We start from the raw sequence: 22,342 nt of genomic DNA, 5'->3' as shown, positions 1-22,342 counted from the left end.
GGTCACCGCACCACGTGACGCGTCCCCCCCGGGACGCACCTCGGCACCGCCGCCAGCGCGCATCATCGGCGGCTTCGTCGACGGTGATCCGCCCTCGCCCACCCCCGTACCCGACCCGGGCAGGATCGTCATGACCTCGACGCCGCTTCCGACCGACCCTTCGACCCGCACCCCGTTCGACCGCCTCCTCGAGCGTGAGCTCGACCGCGACGCCGCGCAGGAGGCCGACAGGCGCCTCACACGACGCCGATCGGCCTCGCCGGTCGAGTCGCCGTCGCTGATGATGCTCGTGCTCCTGGCCACGCTGGGGACGATCGCCTACTCGGTGTTCCTGCTGAACCCGGCCAACCGCGGCGACCTGCTGCCGTACGTGCTGGTGATCGTCGCGGAGTGCCTGATCGTCGCGCACGCGCTGCTGGCGATGTGGACCATCCTCTCCTCGGGCTACAACCCGCGGACGTTCGCCTTCTACCGGGCGCAGCTCGAGCTGGTGGACCCGACGCAGGTGGCCGACGCCGGACTTCAGGACTCCCCGCACCGGTGGCCGATGACCATGGAGGGCGACGTCGTCGACGTCGACGTCTTCATCACGGTGTACGGCGAGAGCCTGCCGACGATCGAGCGCACCGTGCGCGCAGCGCTGGCGATGCACGGCGGCCACACCACCTGGGTGCTGGACGACGGTCGCAGCGACGAGGTGCGCGACCTGTGCGCCGACCTCGGTGCGCGCTACGTCCGCCGGCTCTCGAGCCACGGCGCCAAGGCGGGCAACGTCAACCACGCCCTGACCATCTCGCGAGCGCCGTACTTCGCGATCTTCGACGCCGACTTCGTGCCCGAGCCGGAGTTCCTCCTCGAGACGGTGCCGTTCTTCACCGACGAGCGGGTCGCGTTCGTGCAGACGCCGCAGACCTACCGCAACCTCTCCTCGATCGTCTCGCGGGGCGCGGGGTACATGCAGGCGGTCTTCTACCGCTTCATCCAGCCGGGCCGGAACCGGTTCAACGCCGCGTTCTGCGTCGGCACCAACGTCATCTTCCGCCGCACGGCGATCGAGGACATCGGTGGCATGTACACCGACTCCAAGTCGGAGGACGTGTGGACGTCGCTGCTCCTGCACGAGCGCGGCTGGACGAGCATCTACATCCCGCTCGCCCTCGCCGTCGGCGACACCCCCGAGACGATCGAGGCCTACACGCGCCAGCAGCAGCGCTGGGCCACGGGCGGGTTCGAGATCCTGCTGCGCCACAACCCGTTCTCGCGCAAGCGGAACCTGACGTTCGACCAGCGCGTGCAGTACTTCGTCACCGCGACCCACTACCTCACCGGCATCGCGCCGCTCCTGCTGCTGCTGGTCCCGCCGATGCAGATCTACTTCGACCTCGCTCCGATGAACCTGACGATCTCCCCCGGCACCTGGGTGCTGTACTACGTCGGCTTCTACGGGATGCAGATCGCGATCGCGTTCTTCACGCTCGGCTCCTTCCGCTGGCAGGTGCTGCTCCTCGCCGCGGTGTCGTTCCCGATCTACGTCCGCGCCTTCGTCGGTGCACTGCTCGGCCGCGAGACCACGTGGCACGCCACCGGTGCGAAGGGCCGACGCTCGTCCGCGTTCGTGTGGATGGTGCCGCAGGCCGTCGTGTTCGTCTTCCTCGTCATCACCTCCGTGGTGGGCGTGCTGAAGCAGGAGTCGACCGGACTGTTCACCCTCGCCCTGGCGTGGAACGTCACCAACACCCTGATCGTCGGGAGCTTCCTGCTGCAGGGTGCGCACGAGGACCGTCGGTTCGCGCGGGAGGCCCGCGCCGCCCGAGCCGCCGCCTCGGACGCCGATCGTCCGTCCCCCCCGCCGCCGGCCGGCCCCCGGGGCCCCGGCACCCCGACCCCCTCCGACGACGCCTCCACCGAGTCGCGCCGGAACCGCCGGGCGGTGCGTGAGGTCGCCGTCGCCGCCAGGCGCGCGTCCTCCCCCGCCTCCGCCCCCTCTCCCTCTGGAGCCCGCTGATGTCCCTGCGTTCCGTCCTCAAGCTCCTCACCGGCGTCCTCGTCGTCCTCGTCGTCACGGCCGGCTCGACCGTGCTGCTCGGCAACCGGCTGTCGCAGAGCACGAGCGACACGGCCTCCATCCAGATCGGCTCGCTCGAGATCGGCACCGACTACCCCGGCACCGTGGAGGAGACCTTCGTGGCCGACGGCGACGCCGTCACCGCCGGACAGGAGCTCTTCACCGTCGCCTCCCTCGCCCTCCAGCGCGACCTGCGCGAGGGCACCGTGGCCACCGACTCCGGCGGCTACACCGTGGACGACGCCGGCACCATGACGTTCCTCGCCCCGGCCGACGGCATCGTCACCGGTCTCGGTGCGCGCGCCGGGTCCTTCGTCCCCGCCGGTTCGATCCTCACGGCGATCGCGCAGCCCGAGACGCTCTACGTCCAGGCGCAGTTCGACCTCACGCCGCGTGAGTACGCCCGCGTGGAGATCGGTGCGCCCGTGCAGCTGTCGCTGCCGAACGCCGCCCACCTGGACGGCACGGTCCGGTCCGTCTCCGTCACCACCGACGAGGGCCGTGCCCGCGCCGTGGTCGTCGTGGCCAGCGACGCGCTGGCCGGGTCCAACCCCGACGGCCTCTACCAGCCGGGCACCCCGGTCGAGGCGAGCATGTCGCTCCGCGAGGAGGGCCCGCTCGCCGAGGTCTCCCGCAGCCTCGGTGACTTCGGCCGGAAGATCGGCCTGTGATCGGTGGCGTCTCGCGTCCGGCGGTCGCTCTGCTCGCCGTCGTGCTGACCGGCGCGGTCGGTCTGGCGGCCTGCACCCCCGGCTCGGGCGGTGCTGACGGTTCCGGTGGCCCCGCCGGGTCGGCCGGCGGGCCGGGCGCGTCCTCGTCGTCCGCGGGGCCTCCCGCCTCGGCGACGGCTGCCGCGCTCCCGACCGAGGCTCCGGCGTCGCAGGGCGAGGCGCTGGCCGCCCTGCCGAGAGAGACCCTGACCCCGCCGACCACGCTGCGGCTGGCCGACGGCGTGCTGCCGCCCACCAACCGGTGGTTCTCCTCGCTCGCGCTGTCCGAGGAGTCGCTCCCCGTGTTCCCGCTGCCCCTCAGCGCCCGGATCTCCTCCTCCCAGGTGGCCATCGGTCTGCCCGACGTCGCCTCGACCGCCGCCGTCATCACCGGTGCGCACGTCGACCGCGTCGTCCTGGACGTGCCGGCGGCCTCGTTCGTGGTGGCGGCGTGGGACGAGCTCAGCGTGCGCGTCGACCACCTGGACGAGGGCGGCGAGCCGCTGACCTCGACGCTGCTGGCCGAGGGGTCGCCGTTCGTGACGGTGACCGCGCGGCAGGACGTCCAGCTCGGACTCGGACCGGACCTCACCCCCGTGGACGCCGCCGCGGCCGGCGACGTCCCGACGGGCCTCGTGCTGGCGACGACCGACGTCGCCACCCACACCTACGCCGCGCTGGTGCCGACCGACGCGCTGTCGGGCGGAACGCTTGCACTGGCCGCCGACGAGGTCGCCGTGCTGTGGGCCGTACCGGACGGGCAGTCGCCCTCGGGCCTCGTGGCCGCCGCCTCCCACCCCGTGGAGTCCACGAGCGTGGCGGGCGACGTGGACCCGACCGCGGGCCTCGCGACCACCACGCTGACCTACGCCACCGTCGACGGCGGGGCGAGCGCCGTCGCGCGGCTGCCCCACCAGGGCGCGGCCGAGGTCTGCGACCTCGGCAGCTACGCCAGCGTGCTCGGCGAGCTGACGGTCTGCGGGGGGTCGACCTCCACCTGGACGGTGCCGCTGCGCGAGGCGCGCACGTCGCTCGACGGCGTGGCCGACCTGCCGCAGGACGAGCGCGAGGAGGTCGTCGCCGCGCTGCGCGAGGACCTCGCCGCCACCCCCGAGGTGCTCCCGGGTGACTCCTACTTCGGCACCAAGGCCCTGTACCGGCTCGCGATGCTCGCCTCCCTCGCGGACGGGCTGGGCGACGCCGACCTGCGGGCCGACGCCGTGGCTCGCCTGACGGCGGGGATCGAGCCGTGGCTGACCGGCTGCGGCGAGCCCGGTGGCGACGCCGGTGGTGAGCGCTGCCTCGTCTACGACGAGCAGTGGCGCGGCGTGGTCGGGATGGCGCCGTCGTTCGGCTCCGAGGAGTTCAACGACCACCACTTCCACTACGGCTACCTGCTCTACGCCGCGGCCGTGCTCGGCACCCTCGACCCCGACCGGGTCGAGGAGATGGCGCCGACGATGGAGGCCCTGGCGGCCGACGTCGCCTCCCCCGCGACCACCGACCAGGTGCCGGTCCGCCGCGTGTTCGATCCCTACCGCGGGCACTCGTGGGCGTCCGGCCCCTCCCCGTTCGCCGACGGGAACAACCAGGAGTCCAGCTCCGAGGCCGTGACCGCGTGGGCGGGGCTGGAGCTGTGGGGCCGGGTCAGCGAGCGGTCCGACCTCGCGACGACCGGGGCGTGGCTGCTCGCGAACGAGGCCACCAGCGCGCTCGACTACTGGATGGACCCCAACCTCGACGGCGTCGGGATGGGCTCCTTCGAGCACGAGATCGTGGCGATGAACTGGGGCGGCAAGCGCGACTGGGCGACCTGGTTCTCGCCGGAGGCCTCCGCGATGGCCGGTATCCAGCTGCTGCCCATGTCCCCGTCGCAGGCGTACCTGGGCGACAGCTCGCCCGAGCACGTCGAGGCCGTGGTGCGCGAGGCGTGGGACGGTGCCGACGCCGTGCCGAGCGACGTTCCCCAGTTCTCCGACTACCTGCTCGCCTACCGCGCGCTGGCCGGTCCGGAGGCGGCCACGGCCGCGCTCGCGCAGGCGCGGGAGCTGCCGGACGACGCGATCGACGGCGCGTTCTCGCGGTCCTACCTGCTCGCGTGGCTGATGGTGGCTGCACAGGGTTGATGGTGGCCGCGCAGGGATGACCGGGCCGCGATCCGCACGCCCGTGCGGATCGCGGCCGGCGGCTCAGACGCCGGCCAGCTCCAGGAACTCCTGCGGCGTGAGGATGCGGACGCCGAGCTTGGCCGCCTTGACGTACTTGGCCGACGTCGAGGGCTCCGAGACCAGCACGCTGGTGGCCGCGGAGATCGAGCTGGAGGATCGGCCGCCCTTCGCCTCGATCATCTCGGCGACCGTGGTGCGGGTGTAGCCCGGCACCGAACCGGACACCACGATCGTCAGGCCCGTGAGCGGCAGCTCGGTCTCGTCACCGTCGCGGTCGCTGCCCAGGTGGACCCCGTGGCGCTCGAGCGCGTCGAGCACGCCCGCCTCCTCCAGCGCGTGCAGGCCGTCGAAGATCACCTGCGCCTTGATCGGCCCGATGCCGTCGACGTCGGCCAGCTCCTCCACGGAGGCGGCGCGGAGCCGGGCCATGGTCGGGAACGCCGCGGCGAGCCTGCGCGAGGACGTGCGGCCGGTCATCCGCATGCCCAGCGCCGTGATCACGCGGTTCCACGGGGCCGAGCGCGCCCGCTCGATCTCGGCGTGGATCTTGGCGGCGTTCTTCGCACCCAGGGTCCGGCCCTCGGACAGCTGCAGGGTGGTCAGGGTTTCCAGGTCCAGCGCGAAGACGTCCGCCACGGTGCTGACGTGGCCGTTCTCCACCAGGGCGGCCACGATCTCCGAGCCGATGCCCTCGATGTCCAACGCGTCGCGCCCCACCGCGTACTCGATGAGCCCACCGACCGACAGCGTCGGGTCCGTGGAGCGCCACAGCAGGGTGGTCCTGTCCCACGGGTTGCCGTTCGGATCGGTCTCCGGCGGCACCCACGGCTCGGAGCCCTCGGACCGGGCGGCGACGACGACCGTCTCGATGTAGGGGATGACGTCACCCGCCCGCTTGATGACCACGGTGTCACCGACACGGACGTCGCGCTCCAGCATCCACGGCGCGTTGTGCCCCGTGGCGTAGGTGATGGTCGTCCCGCCGACGAAGACCGGCTCGACCTCGACGCGGATCGAGAGCCGCCCGGTCCGGCCGACCGTCGTGGTGATGGCCCGCACGGTCGTGGTGGCCTGCTGGGCCTCGTACTTGTAGGCCACGGCCCACTTCGGTGCGCGCGACCCCATCCCCAGCCGGAGGCGGTCGTCGTCGGTGTCGGCCTTGACCACGGCACCGTCGATCGGGAACCCGAGCCGATCCCGCCCGGCGTCCAGCAGCGCGACGCGCGCGACGACGTCGTCGCCGTCCTGCGTGGGCAGCGCGTCCAGGTCGGCCACGAGGCCGTTGGCCGTCGTCACGCCGAGCGCGCCGGCGTCGATCAGGCGCTGCGCGTAGGACGGCGCACCGATCGTCCTCGCCTCACCCTCCAGCGGGACGACGTCGTAGGCCGCGAACCGCAGCAGCCCCGCGTACCCGGTGTCACCCTTGCGCAGGATGCCGGCGGCGCCGTTGCGCTGGTTGATGAACGGGGTACCGCCGAGCTCGGCGCGCACCTCCTGCGCGCGCGGGAAGTCGGCGTCGGCCATGAAGACCTCGCCGCGCACCTCCACCGACGTCGCACCGTCCCGCAGGCGCTGAGGGAGACCGACGACCTCGAGCGAACGCACCTTGCCCGTGATGTTCTCGCCCGTGGTGCCGTTGCCCCGCGTGGCCACCAGGCGCAGCGCGCCGTCGAGGTAGACGGCGCGGACCGCCAGACCGTCGAGCTTGGGCTCGACCAGGACCGGGCCGGCGACGGCCGCCACGAGCGCGGCGACCTCCTCGAGCGTCTTGGCCTTCTCCATCGAGCCCATGAGGCTCGGGTGGACGACGTCACCGCCCTTGGACTGCCCCGCGGCGACCGCGGTGAGCAGGTCGGCCACCGAGGCCTCGAGCACCGGGTCGCCGGCCGCCGCGTCCCGCAGCAGGTCGACGGCGGCGTCGTACTCGGCGTCGGTCATCGTCTGCTCGGTGCCGTCGTAGTAGGCCGACGCCGCAGCGCGCAGCCGTCGGGCCAGGGCCACCAGGTCGACGGCGTCAGGATCGGTCGGTGTCACGGTGTCCTCGGGGCTTCTCGAACGGGTGTGAAGGCTGGTCGCGGGGGTCGTCGACACTGTAGTGCGGGGCGCCGACACGCGATCGGAGGACCGGCGCCGAGGCGGACCTTTCCGCACCAGGACGCCGATTGTGCGCCACGGAAAGTGAATGGTAGTGTCTTCTCCGCTGCCTGACGCGGTCGGAGAACAACCGGTCACGTCGGAGCAGACCACCGGTCCAGGTGGCGGAAATGGCAGACGCGCTAGCTTGAGGTGCTAGTGCCCGAAAGGGCGTGGGGGTTCAAGTCCCCCTCTGGACACAGAACGACGCAGGAGACGGCCGGACCCCAGATGTGGGTCCGGCTTTTCTGTGTTCCCTTCTCCGCCACAAGCCATCCCCGACCCCGAGGTATTCCCACCGCGAGAGCGATCGATACGCCGTGGGAGCGACCCCGCGCACGTCGCTCCCACGACGGACGGATCGCTCTCACGAGCGGCGGCCGCGTCCAACGGGACACGGCAGCCTCGGACGGGGCTACTCCGGCGGCGCGGGTCCCCGCAACGGGCGGGGTCGCTAGAACTGCACCCCGATCGCCCTGGCCCGGTCGAGGAACCAGCCCTCGTACCAGCCCTCGGTCGTGCACGGGGTCGAGGAGCTCGCGACCACCGACTCGTCGTACCCGCCCCAGCTGAGAACTCGACAGCTCGCGTCGGACTCGAGCAGGCCGCGCCAGTCCGGCGTCCCGTTGAAGCCCTGCTGGGCCGCGGCGTAGATGACGTCGAAGTAGCGGTCCCACTGCACCCAGTGGCTGAACTCGTGCGCGACGAGGAACGTTCGCTCCGCCTCGCTGCTGTCGGCGTTCCACCACACGAAGACCACCATCCGGTGCTGGTCCTGGTAGCAACCGGCGTAGGTGATGTTCCCGTCCGTCAGGCCGCAGTTGAGCGTGGGGTCGTCGGTCGGGATGACGGTGATGCCCGTGACCCCGGTCGAGGCGAGCCAGTCCGTGGGATCCGGGTACTGGTCGGTGAACGGGGGCAGCGCAGTGCTGAGCGGCACCGGGTCGGGCAGCGGTTGTTCGCGCTCCCCGTTGTGGAAGGACTCCTGCGGCGTGGGTGGGTCGGGCGTCGGGGTCGGCGTCGGCGTCGTCAGCTCCGGCGCCGGCGCCGGAGCCATCGGAACGGCTGGCGCGGTCGGTGACGCGGAGGCGGCGGTCGGGTCGGCCAGCGGGTCGGTGGCCAGTCGGACGGCAAGACCTGCAACCAGGATCGCCACCACGGCGAGGACGGCCACGATCGCCGCCGCCACGGCGCACCCCGAGCCCCTCCGCCGGCTCGCGACCGCATGGCCGGGGCCGACGGGGTACCCGGGGGCCGGCCGGCCGGCCGACGGCGCAACGAACGGACGCACCGGTCCAGGGGGATCTGGGAAAGGGCGTCCGGCATAACCGCCGGCGGGCGGAGCCGTTCGCTGCTGCACCACTCGCGGGGGGCGGTCGACGCTCGCGCTCAGGCGTGCGTGCTCCTGCCACCATCCACGGGCGTACGCCTGAGCCCTGGCGCGATCGTGCGCGTCCCACGCCGTCGCGGCTCTCGCCTCCCACTGCCGAGCGTGCTCGGCCGCCTGCTCGGGCGTCACCGGCACCGCTCCCCACCCCGAGATCTCACGTCGAGCACCCTAGACGTGCCGGTACCGCCCCGTGGGGACGAGATGACGACTGCCGACGAGCACGCCGCGAGCGCGTCGGTCACGAGGGTGCGCCATCCTTGTGCGGTGACCACGATCGACACCGTCCTGCTCCCCGGCCGCCACCACCTCGTGACGCGCTACCAGGTCCGCCGGCTGCGCGAGATCCTGTTCGGCGGGGCCGCGGACGAGACCGGTGAGCCCGTGCTGGTCGCCGACGACGCCCGCGTGGTGTGGGCTCTCACCTCGGCCACCCACCACGGCACGCGCCGCAACCCGCTGCCCGCGAACCGCCGGGAGGCGATGATCGAGGCGGTGTCCGACGACGCCGGGCTGTCCTCGCTGGTGGCGCCGGTGCCGGACGTCGCCCGCAGTCCGCGCTTCGCCACCACGGTCGTGCGCAGCGCGTCCCTGACGCTGGGTCTCGAGCTCGACCCCGCCACGACCGTCGTCGCGTGCTCGACGCCCGAGGTCAGCGAGCTCTACCGCGCGCAGGGTTACCGGATCGTCCCGGTCGAGGACGCGCGCGACCCGCAGCCCGTCCGGCCCTGGGACGTGCTCGAGGCGGCCGTGCGCGACGAGCCCGGCTGGCGCGACCTCGTCGATCCCGCCGCCCTGCGCTACCTCGACCGCTACGACCTCGTCACCACGATCCGGACCGCGCACGAGGATCCGACGGTCTCGGCCGACGGCGACCTCACCGAGACGCGCGACTACGCCGTGTACTCGAAGGCGTTCGACGAGGGGTCCGACCGCAAGTGGGAGCAGGTGCGCGGGCACGTCGTGCCGGGCAGGGTCGTGGACCTCGGTTGCGCCGCCGGCGGTCTGCTGGAGCGCGCCTCGCGCGATCCGCGGCTGGGCGAGTCCGACCTGTTCGGCGTGGACGTCTCCCGCGCGCTCGTGGCCGAGGCCGAGCACCGCCGGGACCAGGGCGCCTTCGCCAACCCGAACGTCTTCTTCGCGCAGCGCAACCTCCTGCACGCACCCGTCTTCGAGGACTCCTCAGTCCACACGACGATCACGATCGCGCTCACCCACGAGATCGCCAGCTACGGCGACGGCCGCGCCGATCTCGAGCTGCTCACCGAGCGCATCTACCGCCAGACGGCGCCCGGCGGCGTGTGGATCAACTCGGACGTGCTGGGTCCGGCCGACGGCGAGCGCCTGGTCGACCTGGTGCTCGACGGCGACGACCCGGGCGAGGCCGTCGACATGACGGGGTGGGGCTCTGACCGGGTCGAGGCCCACCTCTCCGGGCTCACCCCCGCCCGCACGCTGACGCAGTTCGCACAGGACTTCCCGGCGCTGTCCGGCGGGCGGTGCCAGGTGGCGTGGGTGGCGCCCGGCGTCGCCCGGATGCCGCTGCGCGACGCGATGGAGTTCCTGACCACGCGCGACTACCGACGCAACTGGCTCTCGGAGTGCCACGAGCGCTTCACCACGATGGCGTGGAGCGACTGGGAGACGACGCTGACCGGTGCGGGCTTCGAGCTCGACCCCGCGAGCGGACCGTGGCGCAACGACTGGCTTGTGGAGCACCGGTTCGCCGCCGGTGCGGCGCTGCGCGACCCCGTCTCGGGGGACGCCGTCGACTGGCCCGACACGCACGTGCTGTCCGTCGCGCGCCGTCCCGTCTGACCCGCCGCCACCTCCCGCGAACCTCGAGCGGGACGGGGCCACGGTTTCCGGTACCCGGACGGCCCGGATGCGGCATCCTTGGGGCGTGACCACGACCGCCGAGCCCGCCACGACCACGCATCCGCCCGGTCGACGCCACTCGCGCAGGTTCCTGTTCGCCACCATGGGGATCTCGGCGATCATCTGCCTGATCGCCTCGGCCGTGCTCTCGATCGACGCGATCCTGCTCGCGGCCGACGCCGACGCGAACCTCGGGTGCGACATCAACGCCGCGATCTCGTGCGGCGCCGTCGGCATCTCGCCGCAGGCCAACATCCTCGGGTTCCCGAACGCCTTCATCGGTCTGGCGACCGAACCCGTGGTCCTGACGATCGCAGTGGCCGGACTCGCCGGTGTGCGGTTCCCGCGCTGGTTCATGTTCGCCGCCAACGTCGGCTACCTGCTCGGCCTCGTCTTCGCCTACTGGCTGTTCTTCCAGTCGATGTTCGTGATCGGCGCGCTGTGCCCCTGGTGCCTGACCATCACGGTCTTCACGACCGTCACGTTCTTCACGATGCTCCACATCAACGTCATCGAGGACAACCTCTACCTGCCCGAGCGCGCGCAGGCGGTGGCGCTGAAGCTGATCCGCCTCGACGTCGATCTCTTCATCCCCGCCGTGATCCTCGCGGCCATGGTCGCGGGCATCATCCTGAAGTACGGCGTCTATCTCTTCTCCTGACCCCGCTGCCCACCACTCGACGCCCGCCACCCGCCACCCGCCAGAAGGACGCTGACGTGATCACCACCCTCGCCGTCGGCGGCTACCGGTCGCTGCGCGACCTCACGGTCCCGCTCGGGCGCACGACGGTGGTGACCGGGCCGAACGGTGCCGGCAAGTCGAGCCTCTACCGCGCGCTGCGCCTCCTGGCGTCGGCGTCGCGGGGTGAGCTGATCGCCGACGTCGCGCGCTCGGGCGGCATCGACGCGCTGCGGTGGGCGGGACCGGAGAGTCCCGGGGGTGCGGTGAGCCGCGGTGCCGGGCGCGTCCAGGGCACGGTGCGGCGCGGACCGGTGCGGCTCCTGCTCGGCGTCGCCTCCGAGGAGTTCGGGTACGCCGTCGACCTGGGGCTGCCGACACCGTCCGAGGCGGGACGGTTCCCGCACGACCCCTCGATCAAGGCCGAGATCGTCTTTGCCGGACCGGTCGCCCGGCCCGCCAGCGTGCTCGTGGAGCGCACCGGCGCGTTCGTGCGGCAGCGCACCGACGCCGGTTGGGACCGGCTGCCCGGCGGGGTCGGACCGATGCGCTCCGTCCTGACCGAGCTTGCCGATCCTCGGCTCTCGCCCGAGGTGATGGCGGTGCGCGCCATGCTCGACGGTTGGCGCTTCTACGACCAGCTGCGCACGGACGCCGGGGCCCCGGCGCGCGCGACGCACCTGGCCACGCGCTCCCCCGTGCTGTCCCCCGACGGCGCGAGCCTCGCCGCCACGCTCGCGACGATCGACGAGATCGGTCACCGCGCCCTGCTCGCCGACGCCGTCGAGGACGCGCTCGAGGGCTCGCGCCTCGGCGTGCACGACGTGCAGCTGAGCGGACCCGGGGGTTCGCAGGGCACCGACGGCCTGGAGGTGGTGCTGCACCAGCCCGGACTGCTGCGGCCGGTCCGCGCGAACGAGATGTCCGACGGCACGCTGCGGTTCCTGCTGATGGCCGCGGCGCTGCTCTCGCCGCGTCCGCCGGGGCTGCTCGTCCTGAACGAGCCGGAGACGAGCCTGCACCCGCGGCTCCTCCCGCCGCTCGCGCGACTCGTGGTGGACGCCTCCCGGGACAGCCAGATCGTGCTGGTGACGCACTCCGACGCGCTCGCCTCGGCGCTGACCGACGCGGGGGCGGAGCACGTGCACCTGGAGAAGGAGGACGGCGAGACGGTCGTGGCCGGGCTCGGGACGCTCGAGCGGCCCCCGTGGCGGTGGCCGCAGCGCTAGGTCGGCGGTCACGGCGCTGCGACCCTGGGTCACCGACCGCCCGACGCGTACGATCGCCAGGATGTCCACGCCCCACGCCGCGCCGACCCCGCGCGACTCGCCGCTCGCCCACCTGGTGTTCTTCGAGCCGTGCATCCCCGGCAACTCCGGGGCCGCGATCCGCCTGGCGGCGCTGACGGGGGCGCACCTGCACCTGGTCGAGCCGCTCGGGTTCGACATGTCCGAGGCGAAGCTGCGGCGTGCGGGTCTGGACTACCACGACCTGGCCCACGTCACCGTGCAGCCCGACCTCGACGCCGCGCTGACCGCCGCCGGGACGACGCGGGTGTTCGCCTTCACCGCCGCGACCGACGTCACGCTCCCCGAGGTCACCTTCGAGGTCGGCGACGTGCTGCTCTTCGGCCCGGAGCCGACCGGGCTGCCGCCGCACGTGCTGGAGGATCCGCGCATCACCTCGCGCGTCCGGATCCCCATGCGCCCCGGGCTGCGCTCGCTCAACCTCGCCAACGCCGCGACCGTGGCGCTGTACGACCTGTGGCGGCAGCAGGGGTACGACGGCGGCGTGTGATCACCGCGAAGCATCGCCGAGGTCCGAATTTCAGCAGCACGGCAAGGAAAGGGCGCTCGTCATGAGCAAGCAGCCGCACCGTCCCACCACACGGGTGCCCCACCGCTCGACCGCACCGCGGGGCCGCGACGCCGGGCCGCGCGGCTCCGCTGCCTCGACCGGCAGCTCGGGGGCCGGATCGCTGACGCTCGACTCCTCCTCGACCGTGCGCAGCACGGGTGACGGCACGCCGTCGTGGCTGCGCCGCGCCGGCGGCTACTCGTGGCGGATGCTGGTGATCGTCGCGGCGATCGCGATCGTCGTGTTCGCGCTGCTCCAGGTCCAGGTCGTCTTCATCGCGGTCTTCCTCGCGCTCGTGGTCACCTCGGTGCTCGAGCCCTTCGTGTCGGTCCTGGCGAAGGTCATGCCACGGGGGCTGGCGACGGCGGTCGCGATGCTCCTGTCCGCGGCCACCTTCGTCGGCATGCTCACCTACGTCGTCTACTCGGTGACGCTCCAGGCGCCGACCCTGGCGCGGGACTTCAACAGCGGCATCAGCCAGATCCTCGACTTCCTCGAGAACGGGCCGCTGCCGTTCACGATCACGAACGACGACATCAACGGCTGGATCGCGGACGGTCAGCAGTGGCTGCTGCAGCACAGCGGCGACATCGCCGGGACGGTCTTCGACAACGCGGGCAGCGTGTTCGAGGTCTTCACGATCCTCGCGCTCGGCGTGTTCACGACCGTGTTCTTCCTCGCCGTCGGGCGGCCGATGTGGGTCTGGTTCCTCAACCAGCTGCCCGCTCGCTCGCGCCTGAAGATGCACGAGGCCGCCGGGGCCGGCTGGTACACCTTCGCCGGCTACGCGCGCGGCACGGTCATCATCGCCGTCATCGACGGGGTGCTGGCCTACGTGCTGCTGACGATCGTGGGGGTGCCGCTCGCGGCGCCGCTCGCGGTCCTCGTGCTCATCGGTGCGTTCATCCCGCTCATCGGTGCTCCGGCCGCGATGATCGTGGCGGCCGTGGTGGCGCTGGCGGCCAACGGGCCGGTGCAGGCGATCATCGTGACCCTCGGCATCGCGCTCATCGGCCAGGTCGAGGGGCACCTGTTGCAGCCGCTCATCATGGGCAGGCAGGTCTCGCTCCACCCGGTGGTCGTGGCCCTCGGCGTGACGGCGGGCACGTTCCTCGGGGGCCTGCTCGGAGCGATCATCGCCATCCCGCTGATCGCCGTGACGTGGACGGTCTACAACCGGCTGCGACGCAAGGACGATCCGCTGACCGGCGAGCTCGCCTCGGTCAAGGAGATCGTGACGAAGGACCTGGTGCTGAAGGAGCGGTCGGACGAGGACGGGGCCTCCGACGACGAGCACGCGGACGACGAGCGGGCCGCGGACACGTCGTCCGCGGGCCGGGCTACTGGAAGTCGCGCGAGCTCGTAGCGACGGCCAGGCTGAGCGGTCGCATCCCGTCCGCGAGCAGGTTCACGACGCCGTCGGTCCGCTCGACCGTGCCGCGCACCACGAGGGCGCGGCTGCGGACGGCGGTGCGTCGGTGTCGCGCCCACAGCCCCGCCGAGCAGACGACGTTGAGCATGCCCGTCTCGTCCTCGAGCGCCAGGAACGTCACGCCCTGAGCGGTGCCCGGGCGCTGCCGGTGCGTGACGACGCCGCCCACCTCCACCCGGACGCCGTCCTCGACGGCCACGAGCGAGCTCACCGGGCGCACCCCCTGCGACCGCAGCCGGGGCCGGACGAAGTGGGTGGGGTGGTGCTCGGGCGAGACGCCGCTGGCCCAGACGTCGGCCACCGCGATCTCGACGGCGCCCATCTCCGGCAGGGCCGGTGCCTGCGTGCCGACGGTCGTGCCGACGAGCACCTCCTGCACCCAGGTCCCGCCCGACGTGGTGTGGGCCTTGCCGGCCTCCCCCGCCAGCGCCCCGGCCGCCCACAGCGCCTGGCGGCGGCTGCCGCCGAAGACCTGCAGCGCGCCTGCCGTGGCCAGTGCCTCGACCTGGGCCGGTGTCAGACGCGCGCGGCGCGCGAGGTCGGCGGCGTCGGTGAAGGCCCGCTCGGTCCGGGCGGCGACGATCCGCTCCGCCGTGCGCTCCCCGATCCCGCGGACGGGGGCGAGCCCGAGGCGCATCGCGTACGCGCGACGTGCCGGAGCCTCCGCGGACGCGGTGGCGTCGTCGTCCTCCGTGTCCCAGGTGGCCGTGCCGGGATCGGTGCCCTCCAGGCGGGTGCGGTCCTCCAGCCAGGTCTCGCGGGCGAAGGTCGGGCGGGGCCGCAGGCCGCGCACGCCCGACGGCGGGCCGTCGACGGGGCTCGAACCGTCGGCCGGTTCCGAATCCGGGGACGGTGTGGTGGGGACGACGCCGTCCGTGCGCTCGACGTGGGCGTGCACGCGGGAGGTGGCCACGCAGGCGCGGCGCACGAGCATCCCGTGGCGACGCGCGTCCGCCACGAGCGAGCTGGGTGAGTAGAACCCCATCGGCTGGGCGCCGAGCAGGCCCGCGTAGAACGCCTCGGGGTGGTGGGCCTTGAGCCAGGTGGAGGCGTAGACGAGGTAGGCGAAGGAGAACGCGTGCGACTCGGGGAAGCCGAAGTCGGCGAACGCGCGCAGCTTGTCGTAGATCTGCAGGGCCACGTCCGGGCCGATGCCGTTCCTCTCCATCCCCTCGAGCAGCCGCCCCCGCAGCGCCTCCATCCTGGCCTGCGACCGCTTGGACCCCATCGCGCGACGCAGCTGGTCGGCCTCGGCCGCGGTGAAGGCGGCGACGTCGATCGCGATCTGCATCAGCTGCTCCTGGAACAGCGGCACCCCGAGGGTCTTCTCGAGCGCGGGACGCAGCTTCTCGTGCAGGTAGACGACGGGTTCGCGACCGTTCTTGCGCCGGATGAACGGGTGGACCGAGTTGCCCTGGATGGGTCCGGGACGGATGAGTGCGACCTCGATGACGATGTCGTAGAAGGTGACGGGTTTGAGCCGCGGCAGGGTGGCGATCTGTGCCCGGGACTCGACCTGGAACACCCCCACGGTGTCGGCCTTCTGGAGCAGCTCGAAGACGGCGGGGTCCTCCTGCGGCAGCGAGTGCAGCGCCAGCTGGGTGCCCTCGACCTCGGCGACGTGCTCGAACGCGAGCCGCAGCGCGGTGAGCATGCCGAGGCCGAGCAGGTCGAACTTCACCAGGCCGGCGTCGGCGCAGTCGTCCTTGTCCCACTGCAGCACCGTCCGCCCCGGCATCGTGGCCCACTCCACCGGGCAGACCTCGATCACCGGACGGTCGCACATCACCATGCCTCCGGAGTGGATCCCGAGGTGACGGGGCAGCCGCAGCATCTGATCGGCCATGTCCAGGACGTGGTCGGGGATCTCGGCGAGGTCCTGCGCCGTGGCGGGACCGTTGATCGGGGGCAGGGGGTCGTGGGAGTCGACGCCCTTCTCCCGCGGGGCAGGCACGGCAGCCGCCTCGGGCACCGGCCGCCCGGTCACCGCGGGGTCACCGTGCCACCACGGCTGCGCGGGCCCCCGGCCGCGCAGGTTCCCCCAGCGCTCGATCCCCTTGGACCAGGCGTCCTGCTGCCCGACGTCGTAGCCGAACGCGCGGGCGGAGTCGCGCACGGCCGAGCGCGCCCGGTAGGAGATGACGTTGGCGACCTGCGCCGCGAACTCGCGGCCGTAGCGGTCGTAGACGAACTGGATGGCCTCCTCCCGACGGCCCGACTCGATGTCGAGATCGATGTCCGGCGGCCCTGTTCGACCGTCGGAGAGGAACCGCTCGAACAGCAGCTTGTGCTGGACGGCGTCGACGGCGGTGATCCCGAGCGAGTAGCAGACCGCGGAGTTGGCCGCGCTCCCCCGGCCCTGGCACAGGATCCCCTCGCGTCGGCAGAAGTCGACGATCTCCCCGACGATGAGGAAGTAGCCCGGGAAGTCGAGCCGCGTGATGAGGTCGAGCTCCTTGTCGATGGTCGCCCAGGCGTCCGGATGGCGCGGCGCCTCCCTCGTGCCGTACTTCTCGCGGGCCCCGCGCAGGGTCAGCTCGCGCAACCAGGTGGCCTCCGTGTGCCCCTCCGGGACGGGGTACGGCGGGAGGTTGGGTGCGACGAGCGTGAGGTCGAACGCGCACTCGGCCGACAGCCGGGCCGCGGCGGCGACGGCCTGCGGGTGGGCGGCGTGGCGCGCGAGCATCTCCGCCCCGCTGCGCAGATGGGCGGGGTGGGGCGGGAGCCAGCCGTCGATGTCCTCCAGGCTGGAGCGTGCGCGAACGGCGGCGAGAACGTCGGCCAGCGGCGCGTCCCGCGGACGGGCGGCGTGGACGCCGCCCGTCACCACGGCGGTGACGCCCGCGCCGTGGGCGAGGTCCACGAGCACGGCGTTGCGCTCGCCGTCGGTCGGGCGGGCGTGGTCGGTGAGCTCGACGGCGACGTTGTCCCGCCCGAAGAGCGCCACGAGACGGTCGAGCTCGCGGCGGGCAGCGGGGACGTCCCACCGCCGCCCGGATCCGTCGGGATCCAGCACGCGCCGCAGCGGTCCCTTGCGGCAGCCGGTCAGCACGAGCCAGTGGCTCGCACCGGGTCCGCCGGACTGCTCGGCGAGAACCTCCAGCGGGTCGAGTCCGACGGCGCGGCCGTAGTCGCGCTGCCCCTTCCTGCCCGTCACGAGGTGCGCGGTGGCGATGGCGCGGGAGAGCCGGGCGTAGCCCTCGGGATCGCGGGCGAGCACGAGCAGGTGGGTGGACTGCGGGTCGGGGACGCCGGTGGTCGCCGTCGTCGCGTTCAGGCCGAGCTCCGCACCGATGACGGTCGGCAGCCCGACCGCGCGGGCGGCCTGGGAGAACCGGACGACGCCGTGCAGCCCGTCGTGGTCCGTGATCGCCAGGCCCTCGAGCCCGAGCCGGACCGCCTCGGCGACGAGCTCCTCCGGCTGGTTGGCGCCGTCGAGGAAGCTGAACGCGGAGTGGGTGTGGAGCTCGGCGTACGGCACGTGCCCCCGGCGCGCGGTGGTCGTGGTCCGCAGGGGCGCGGTCGCGCTAGTCATGCACGCCCTCCACCCACCACGTCCCCTCGCGGAAGCACAGCAGCACCACACCCCCGGGGTCCGTCCCCACCTGCGCCCAGGCACCCCGGCGCCGCTGACCCCACCAGCGTTCGGTGACGGGCCAGGGGCCGGCGAACGCGGTGATCGGGTAGGCCCCGGTGCGCAACCACCCGAGGGTGGCCGGTTTCCTGCCACCGGAGCGCCCGGGTGACGAGGCGGCCGTGCCGGACGGTCCGGAGGGCGGCCCCGACGGAACGTGGAGCACGGCGGGCTCGCCCGACAGGTGTCCGCGACCGTCGACGACGACCGGCTCCCCCGCGCGGTCGAGCACCGCGGCCGGACGGGGCTCGAGCGGGACGAGGCTCGGATAGGGCGGCGGGATCTGCCCCGGCCACGGTGCGTCGGTGCTGCGCAGCCCCGTGCTCTCGTCGCCCCACACGACGGTGCGGACCCGGTCCCGCGGCGACCTGCCACCCTCGGGCACCGGGACGAGCACCCGCTCGGGCCCGATGAGTCCCTGGACGCGCAGCGCCGCGCGGCCGGCCTGCACCTCGCCGCGCGCCCGCCGCCCCCACAGCCCGTCCTGCGCGGCGCCGGCCGGGCTGACCTCCCTGGCCACGAGCTCGATCCGGGCCAGCGGGGCGCTGGGGGTCTGGCCGCTGCGACCGCCGAGCCAGCCCTCGAGCTGCCAGCGCACGCGGTCGGTGAGCTCGCTCGCCGTCAGCGCGCCGTCGATCCGCCAGGTGCGGACCAGCTCGCGGCCGGTGGTGGCCCTGGCCGAGACCTGAAGCCTGGCGCAGACCGCACCTCGGCGCATGAGGCGGTTCTGCATCTCCTCCGCGAGCCGACGCGCGGTGAAGGCCGCCGTGTCGATCCGCTCGGCCGGCGGGTCGAGGGTCGCGCTGGTGGTGATGTCGGGGTCGGGACGGTGGATGACGGGACGCCGGGCGTCGAACCCCGAGGCGAGCCGGTGCGCCTGCGATCCCAGCTCACCGAACCGTGCGGCCATGTCGCTGGCGCGCAGCGCGGCCACGTCCCCGAGCGTGTGCAGCCCGAGCCGGCGCAGCAGCTCGACCAGGTCGGTCCACGCCGCGCTCGCCTCCCGGGTGGTGGCGGCGTGGAGCAGCGTGCGCACGTCACGGCCCGCGAGGAACTCCCGCGCACCACCCCTGTCCACCACGACACCCTCGCGGGCGGCCAGGACCGCGGTCAGGTACCCCTCGGCAACCCCGATCTGGCACTCCGCCCCCGTCTCGTCGGCCACCACGCCGACCAGCGCCTCGGCGAGCGCCTCCTCACCCCCGCTGTAGCGCGCGGGACCCCCGGCCGCGAACAGCACCATCCCGGGGCGGACCACCTCCAGATCCGCGACGAGGTGCTCGCACGCCTGGACGAGCGGTTCGAAGGCGCGCACGTCCCGACCGGTGTCGGCCGGGACCAGGAGGAGCTCGGGGCAGACCTCCTGGGCGGAGCGACGGCGCATCCCGCGCCGCACCCCGAGCGCGCGAGCCGGTGCGGAGGCCGCCACCACCCCGCGCGCGTCGTGCACCGCCACGGGGAGGTCGGCGGGGAGCTGCTCCTCGGCCGCCGCGGCGACCACGGGCCAGTCCGGCACCCAGAGCACCCCGAGGCGGGGGGTCCGCTCCACGGGGCGGGACGGGGGCGTGGCTGCGATCGGGAGGGAGGCCATCAGCCGGCCCTCCGCTCGACCGGGGCGGGCAGCAGCGTGGGTACGGCGGTCACGGCAGTCATGGCGGACACGACGCGTGCAGGCGTGAGCTCGGGTGCCGGGAGCAGCGAGAGGCGCGCGTCGCCGTCGCCCCGCCCGAGTCGTACCCGGCGGGTCCGGCCTGCGCCCAGCCCGCGCCCGCTGCTGGTGACCGTGAGGTCCTCGGACACGAGCCGCCCGTGGGTGCCCAGACCCTCACCGGTGCGTCCGGTGACCGTGAGAGTGACTTCGCTGCCCGACCAGGGCAGGGTGCTGAGCAGGACGGCGCCGCGGTGCCGGACGCGCTGGGACAGAGCCCGACGGTCGCGGTCGCTGAGCGCCGTGCACGCCCCCACGACCACCACGTCGAAACCGTCGGCGACCGCCCCTAGCACCGCACCGGCGTCCGGTCCGGGGTCGGGCACCATGACGCAGCGGGACGGGTCGACCCCGGCGTCCAGGGCCGCGGCCAGCCCGAGGTCGGGGTGGGAGACGAGGGCGCACCATGCGCCGTCGGCCATCAGCGCGGCCGTCAGGTGCAGCAGGAGGCTGGTCGACCGCTCCACCACGAGCGACGTGCCGCGCCTGACGGCACCGTGCGGGAGGAGCGCCGCGAGGCCCGCGGGGACCGGCAGCCAGCTGGCGTCGGCGGGTGACAGCCGCAGCGACCGCTCCCCCACCTCCTGCGGGGCGTCCTCCTGCTCCGGCAGGACCGCGACGGACGACGCCGCCACCGACGACGCGCGCCCCGACCGTCGAGCCTCGCCGTCACCACGGCGATCCCACTCGACCGGGCGCAGCCCGGAAGCCGTCTCCGCCCGCTCCAGGGCAGCGCGCACCCGCTCCAGACGCTGTGCGCGATCGTTCTCCAGCACCGCCGACCTCATCCCGTTCACCTCCCGAAACGAACACGTGTTCGATAGAAGATGTCTAGTACAGGGGTACGACATCGGGATGTCAACGTGCGGGATCACTGCGCCGAGGCGACAGCCGCGGCCTCCCGCGGCCCGTCGGCGGACACGCCGGACGGCGACGCGCCGACGTCCCCTCCCATCCGATCCGTCTTGCGGTGTGACCACCCCCGTGATCGTGTGGTGAGGGCCTCACGATCGACGACCGAGAGAGACCCATGTCGAACCACGACCACCTGCCGTCCGCCGGAACCGCGCCCGATCACCCCGACCGAGCAGCCAGGGGGCGCCGCTACCTCCGAGCCGGTCTCGCCCTCGTGGCGACCTCGGCAGCGCTGGCGCTGCTGTCCCAGATCGTCCTTCGGCCGTCGACCGTGGTGCACGTCATCGTCGTCACGACCCTGTTCCAGTACGCCGCCGTCCCGGTCCCGGTCGCGGCCGGGCTGATCGGAGCCGGCCTCGTCCTTCGCGAGGTGGGGTCACGACAGGATGGGGATGAACGCCCCGACCTCGGGTGACCGAGGGCCGCTCGGGACCGATCACACCGCCACGTACAGTGGAACCTCACCCATGAGAGGACCTCGGTGTTCCGCACGCCCCGTCGCCTGTTCCGCACGTTCGCCCTCGCCGAGATGATCTCGTGGGCCCTGCTGATCGGTGGGATGGTCCTCCGGGCCACGGCCGATCTGGCCGTCGCCGTGTCGATCGGCGGCGCGATCCACGGCCTCGTGTTCCTCTGCTACGCCACGACGGCGCTCGTCGTCGCGCTGAACCAGCGCTGGAACCTCGGCACGAGCGTGCTCGCGGTCGGCAGCGCCGTCATCCCGTTCGCCACGCTGCCCACGGAACGGTTCCTCGACCGGCGCGGGAAGCTGGTCGGCGCCTGGCGACTCACGGAGAGCGACCACCCGCGCGACAGGCAGTGGCACGACCGGGCGCTGCGCTGGGCGCTGCGGCACCCGGTGCAGCTCGGCGGGACGCTGGCGGTCGCCGTCGTCGCGCTGTACGTGGTCCTGCTCGTCGTCGGCCCGCCCGGTGGCCCGCGCGACGAGGCGCTCGCGCTCCTCTGAGCCGTCGCCCGACGACGTCGGCACGGTGGCGCCGCTGGGTAGCCTGTCGCCATGGACGCACCCTCGCTGCCCCTGCTGGACTCCTCCGAGTACCACCGCGTGCTGGTGGTCGTCGCCCATCCCGACGACGCCGAGTACGGGACGTCGTGTGCCGTCGCCGCGTGGACGGCGGCCGGGGTCGAGGTGGTCTACCTCCTGCTCACGCGCGGTGAGGCGGGCATCCGCACCGTGGAGCCGGCCGAGACCGCCGTGCTGCGCGAGCGCGAGCAGATCGAGGGGTCGGCGTCGGTCGGGGTCACCGACGTGCGCTTCCTCGACTTCCCCGACGGCGCGCTCGAACCCACGCTGGAGGTCCGCCGCGAGATTGCGCGCGTCATTCGCGACGTGCGCCCCGACGTCGTCGTCACGGGCTCGTGGGAGACGGAGGCGCCGTGGGGTCTCAACCACGCCGACCACCGCGTGTGCGGGACCTCCGTCGTCGACGCGGTGCGCGACGCCGACAACCCCTGGATGTTCCCCGAGCTGCGCGAGGCGGGCCTGGAGGCCTGGGCCGCCCGCACGCTCCTGGTCGGTGGTCACTCGCGGCCGACGCACGGGGTCGACGTCACGGGTGAGCCGCTCGAGCGCGGCATCGCGTCGCTCGCAGCCCACCGCGTCTACCTCGAGGCGCTCCCCGAGCACCCCGCGGCGCGGCCGTTCGTCACGGAGATGACGGCGGCGCAGGGCGAGCCGCTCGGGGTGGACAACGGCGTGCTGTTCCGCGTCCACCAGATGTAGTCACATCCGACGACGACGACGGCGGTGGCCCC

Annotated in this window: 16 protein-coding genes and 1 tRNA gene; 12 read left to right on the top strand and 5 right to left on the bottom strand. The window is 73.3% G+C overall.

Annotation, left to right across the window (positions count from 1 at the left end):
- Window positions 1–130: 130 nt before the first annotated feature.
- From SERN_RS10500 to SERN_RS15990, 3 genes are read left to right on the top strand one after another with little or no spacing between them, the layout of a single operon-like run.
- On the top strand, window positions 131–2,005 hold the full coding sequence (locus tag SERN_RS10500) for a glycosyltransferase family 2 protein (protein WP_135850083.1): 1,875 nt from the start codon (window positions 131–133) through the stop codon (window positions 2,003–2,005).
- Window positions 2,005–2,736: an HlyD family efflux transporter periplasmic adaptor subunit gene (locus SERN_RS10495; RefSeq protein ID WP_135850082.1), complete on the top strand. Its 732-nt coding sequence runs from the start codon at window positions 2,005–2,007 to the stop codon at window positions 2,734–2,736. The genes SERN_RS10500 and SERN_RS10495 overlap by 1 nt, the downstream gene beginning before the upstream one ends.
- Complete coding sequence (locus tag SERN_RS15990; protein ID WP_135850081.1) at window positions 2,733–4,901, top strand: glycosyl hydrolase; 2,169 nt, start codon at window positions 2,733–2,735, stop codon at window positions 4,899–4,901. Before SERN_RS10495 ends, SERN_RS15990 begins: the two co-directional genes overlap by 4 nt.
- 63 nt (window positions 4,902–4,964) lie before the next feature.
- Here the strand turns inward: SERN_RS15990 and ligA are convergent, their stop codons facing one another.
- A complete protein-coding gene (ligA, locus tag SERN_RS10485) occupies window positions 4,965–6,977 on the bottom strand; it encodes an NAD-dependent DNA ligase LigA (protein ID WP_158292634.1) in 2,013 nt (670 codons plus the stop codon).
- 215 nt (window positions 6,978–7,192) lie between these two features.
- Here ligA and SERN_RS10480 point away from each other — a divergent pair.
- A tRNA-Leu gene (locus SERN_RS10480) sits at window positions 7,193–7,276 on the top strand.
- 254 nt (window positions 7,277–7,530) lie between these two features.
- On the opposite strand, the gene SERN_RS10475 is transcribed toward SERN_RS10480, so the two are convergent.
- Entirely contained in the window at window positions 7,531–8,265 is a 735-nt protein-coding gene (locus tag SERN_RS10475; RefSeq protein ID WP_135850079.1) for a M78 family metallopeptidase domain-containing protein, read from the bottom strand.
- A gap of 465 nt (window positions 8,266–8,730) precedes the next feature.
- Here SERN_RS10475 and SERN_RS10470 point away from each other — a divergent pair, with 465 nt between their 5' ends.
- The 5 genes from SERN_RS10470 (at window position 8,731) to SERN_RS10450 (ending at window position 14,243) form a co-directional block, all read left to right on the top strand.
- Window positions 8,731–10,281, top strand: coding sequence for a class I SAM-dependent methyltransferase (locus SERN_RS10470; protein WP_135850078.1), 1,551 nt, complete (start codon window positions 8,731–8,733; stop codon window positions 10,279–10,281).
- An 85-nt stretch (window positions 10,282–10,366) separates the two neighbouring features.
- Entirely contained in the window at window positions 10,367–11,002 is a 636-nt protein-coding gene (locus tag SERN_RS10465) for a vitamin K epoxide reductase family protein (protein ID WP_233251614.1), read from the top strand.
- Window positions 11,003–11,058: 56 nt separating this feature from the next.
- Window positions 11,059–12,249, top strand: a complete 1,191-nt coding sequence (locus SERN_RS10460) for an AAA family ATPase (RefSeq protein WP_135850076.1) — start codon at window positions 11,059–11,061, stop codon at window positions 12,247–12,249.
- A gap of 61 nt (window positions 12,250–12,310) precedes the next feature.
- A complete protein-coding gene (locus SERN_RS10455) occupies window positions 12,311–12,817 on the top strand; it encodes a tRNA (cytidine(34)-2'-O)-methyltransferase (RefSeq protein ID WP_135850075.1) in 507 nt (168 codons plus the stop codon).
- Window positions 12,818–12,878: 61 nt separating this feature from the next.
- Complete coding sequence (locus SERN_RS10450) at window positions 12,879–14,243, top strand: AI-2E family transporter (RefSeq protein ID WP_135850074.1); 1,365 nt, start codon at window positions 12,879–12,881, stop codon at window positions 14,241–14,243.
- Here SERN_RS10450 and dnaE read toward each other — a convergent pair.
- The 3 genes from dnaE to SERN_RS10435 are packed head-to-tail and all read right to left on the bottom strand — an operon-like array spanning window position 14,218 to window position 20,439.
- The gene (dnaE, locus tag SERN_RS10445) at window positions 14,218–17,844 is read right to left on the bottom strand and encodes a DNA polymerase III subunit alpha (protein WP_135850073.1); all 3,627 of its coding nucleotides are present in this window, start codon (window positions 17,842–17,844) and stop codon (window positions 14,218–14,220) included. The genes SERN_RS10450 and dnaE overlap by 26 nt on opposite strands.
- Entirely contained in the window at window positions 17,837–19,534 is a 1,698-nt protein-coding gene (locus tag SERN_RS15985; protein WP_135850072.1) for a DNA polymerase Y family protein, read from the bottom strand. The genes dnaE and SERN_RS15985 overlap by 8 nt, the downstream gene beginning before the upstream one ends.
- Window positions 19,534–20,439: a hypothetical protein gene (locus SERN_RS10435; protein ID WP_135850071.1), complete on the bottom strand. Its 906-nt coding sequence runs from the start codon at window positions 20,437–20,439 to the stop codon at window positions 19,534–19,536. Before SERN_RS10435 ends, SERN_RS15985 begins: the two co-directional genes overlap by 1 nt.
- 242 nt (window positions 20,440–20,681) lie before the next feature.
- Here SERN_RS10435 and SERN_RS10430 point away from each other — a divergent pair, with 242 nt between their 5' ends.
- From SERN_RS10430 to SERN_RS10420, 3 genes are all read left to right on the top strand, one after another.
- Window positions 20,682–20,981 (top strand): hypothetical protein, encoded by a 300-nt coding sequence (locus SERN_RS10430; RefSeq protein WP_135850070.1) that lies wholly within the window; start codon window positions 20,682–20,684, stop codon window positions 20,979–20,981.
- A gap of 66 nt (window positions 20,982–21,047) precedes the next feature.
- Window positions 21,048–21,533 carry a DUF3817 domain-containing protein gene (locus SERN_RS10425; RefSeq protein WP_135850069.1) on the top strand — a complete coding sequence of 162 codons (486 nt, stop codon included), beginning with the start codon at window positions 21,048–21,050 and terminating at the stop codon, window positions 21,531–21,533.
- Window positions 21,534–21,584: 51 nt separating this feature from the next.
- Window positions 21,585–22,310, top strand: a complete 726-nt coding sequence (locus SERN_RS10420) for a PIG-L deacetylase family protein (protein ID WP_135850068.1) — start codon at window positions 21,585–21,587, stop codon at window positions 22,308–22,310.
- Window positions 22,311–22,342: the final 32 nt, after the last annotated feature.

The organism is Serinibacter arcticus (assembly GCF_004786095.1).
GTDB classification, from domain to species: domain Bacteria; phylum Actinomycetota; class Actinomycetes; order Actinomycetales; family Beutenbergiaceae; genus Litorihabitans; species Litorihabitans arcticus.
Note: the sequence above shows the minus strand (reverse complement) of the source record. Positions and strands in the feature narration are given on the sequence as shown.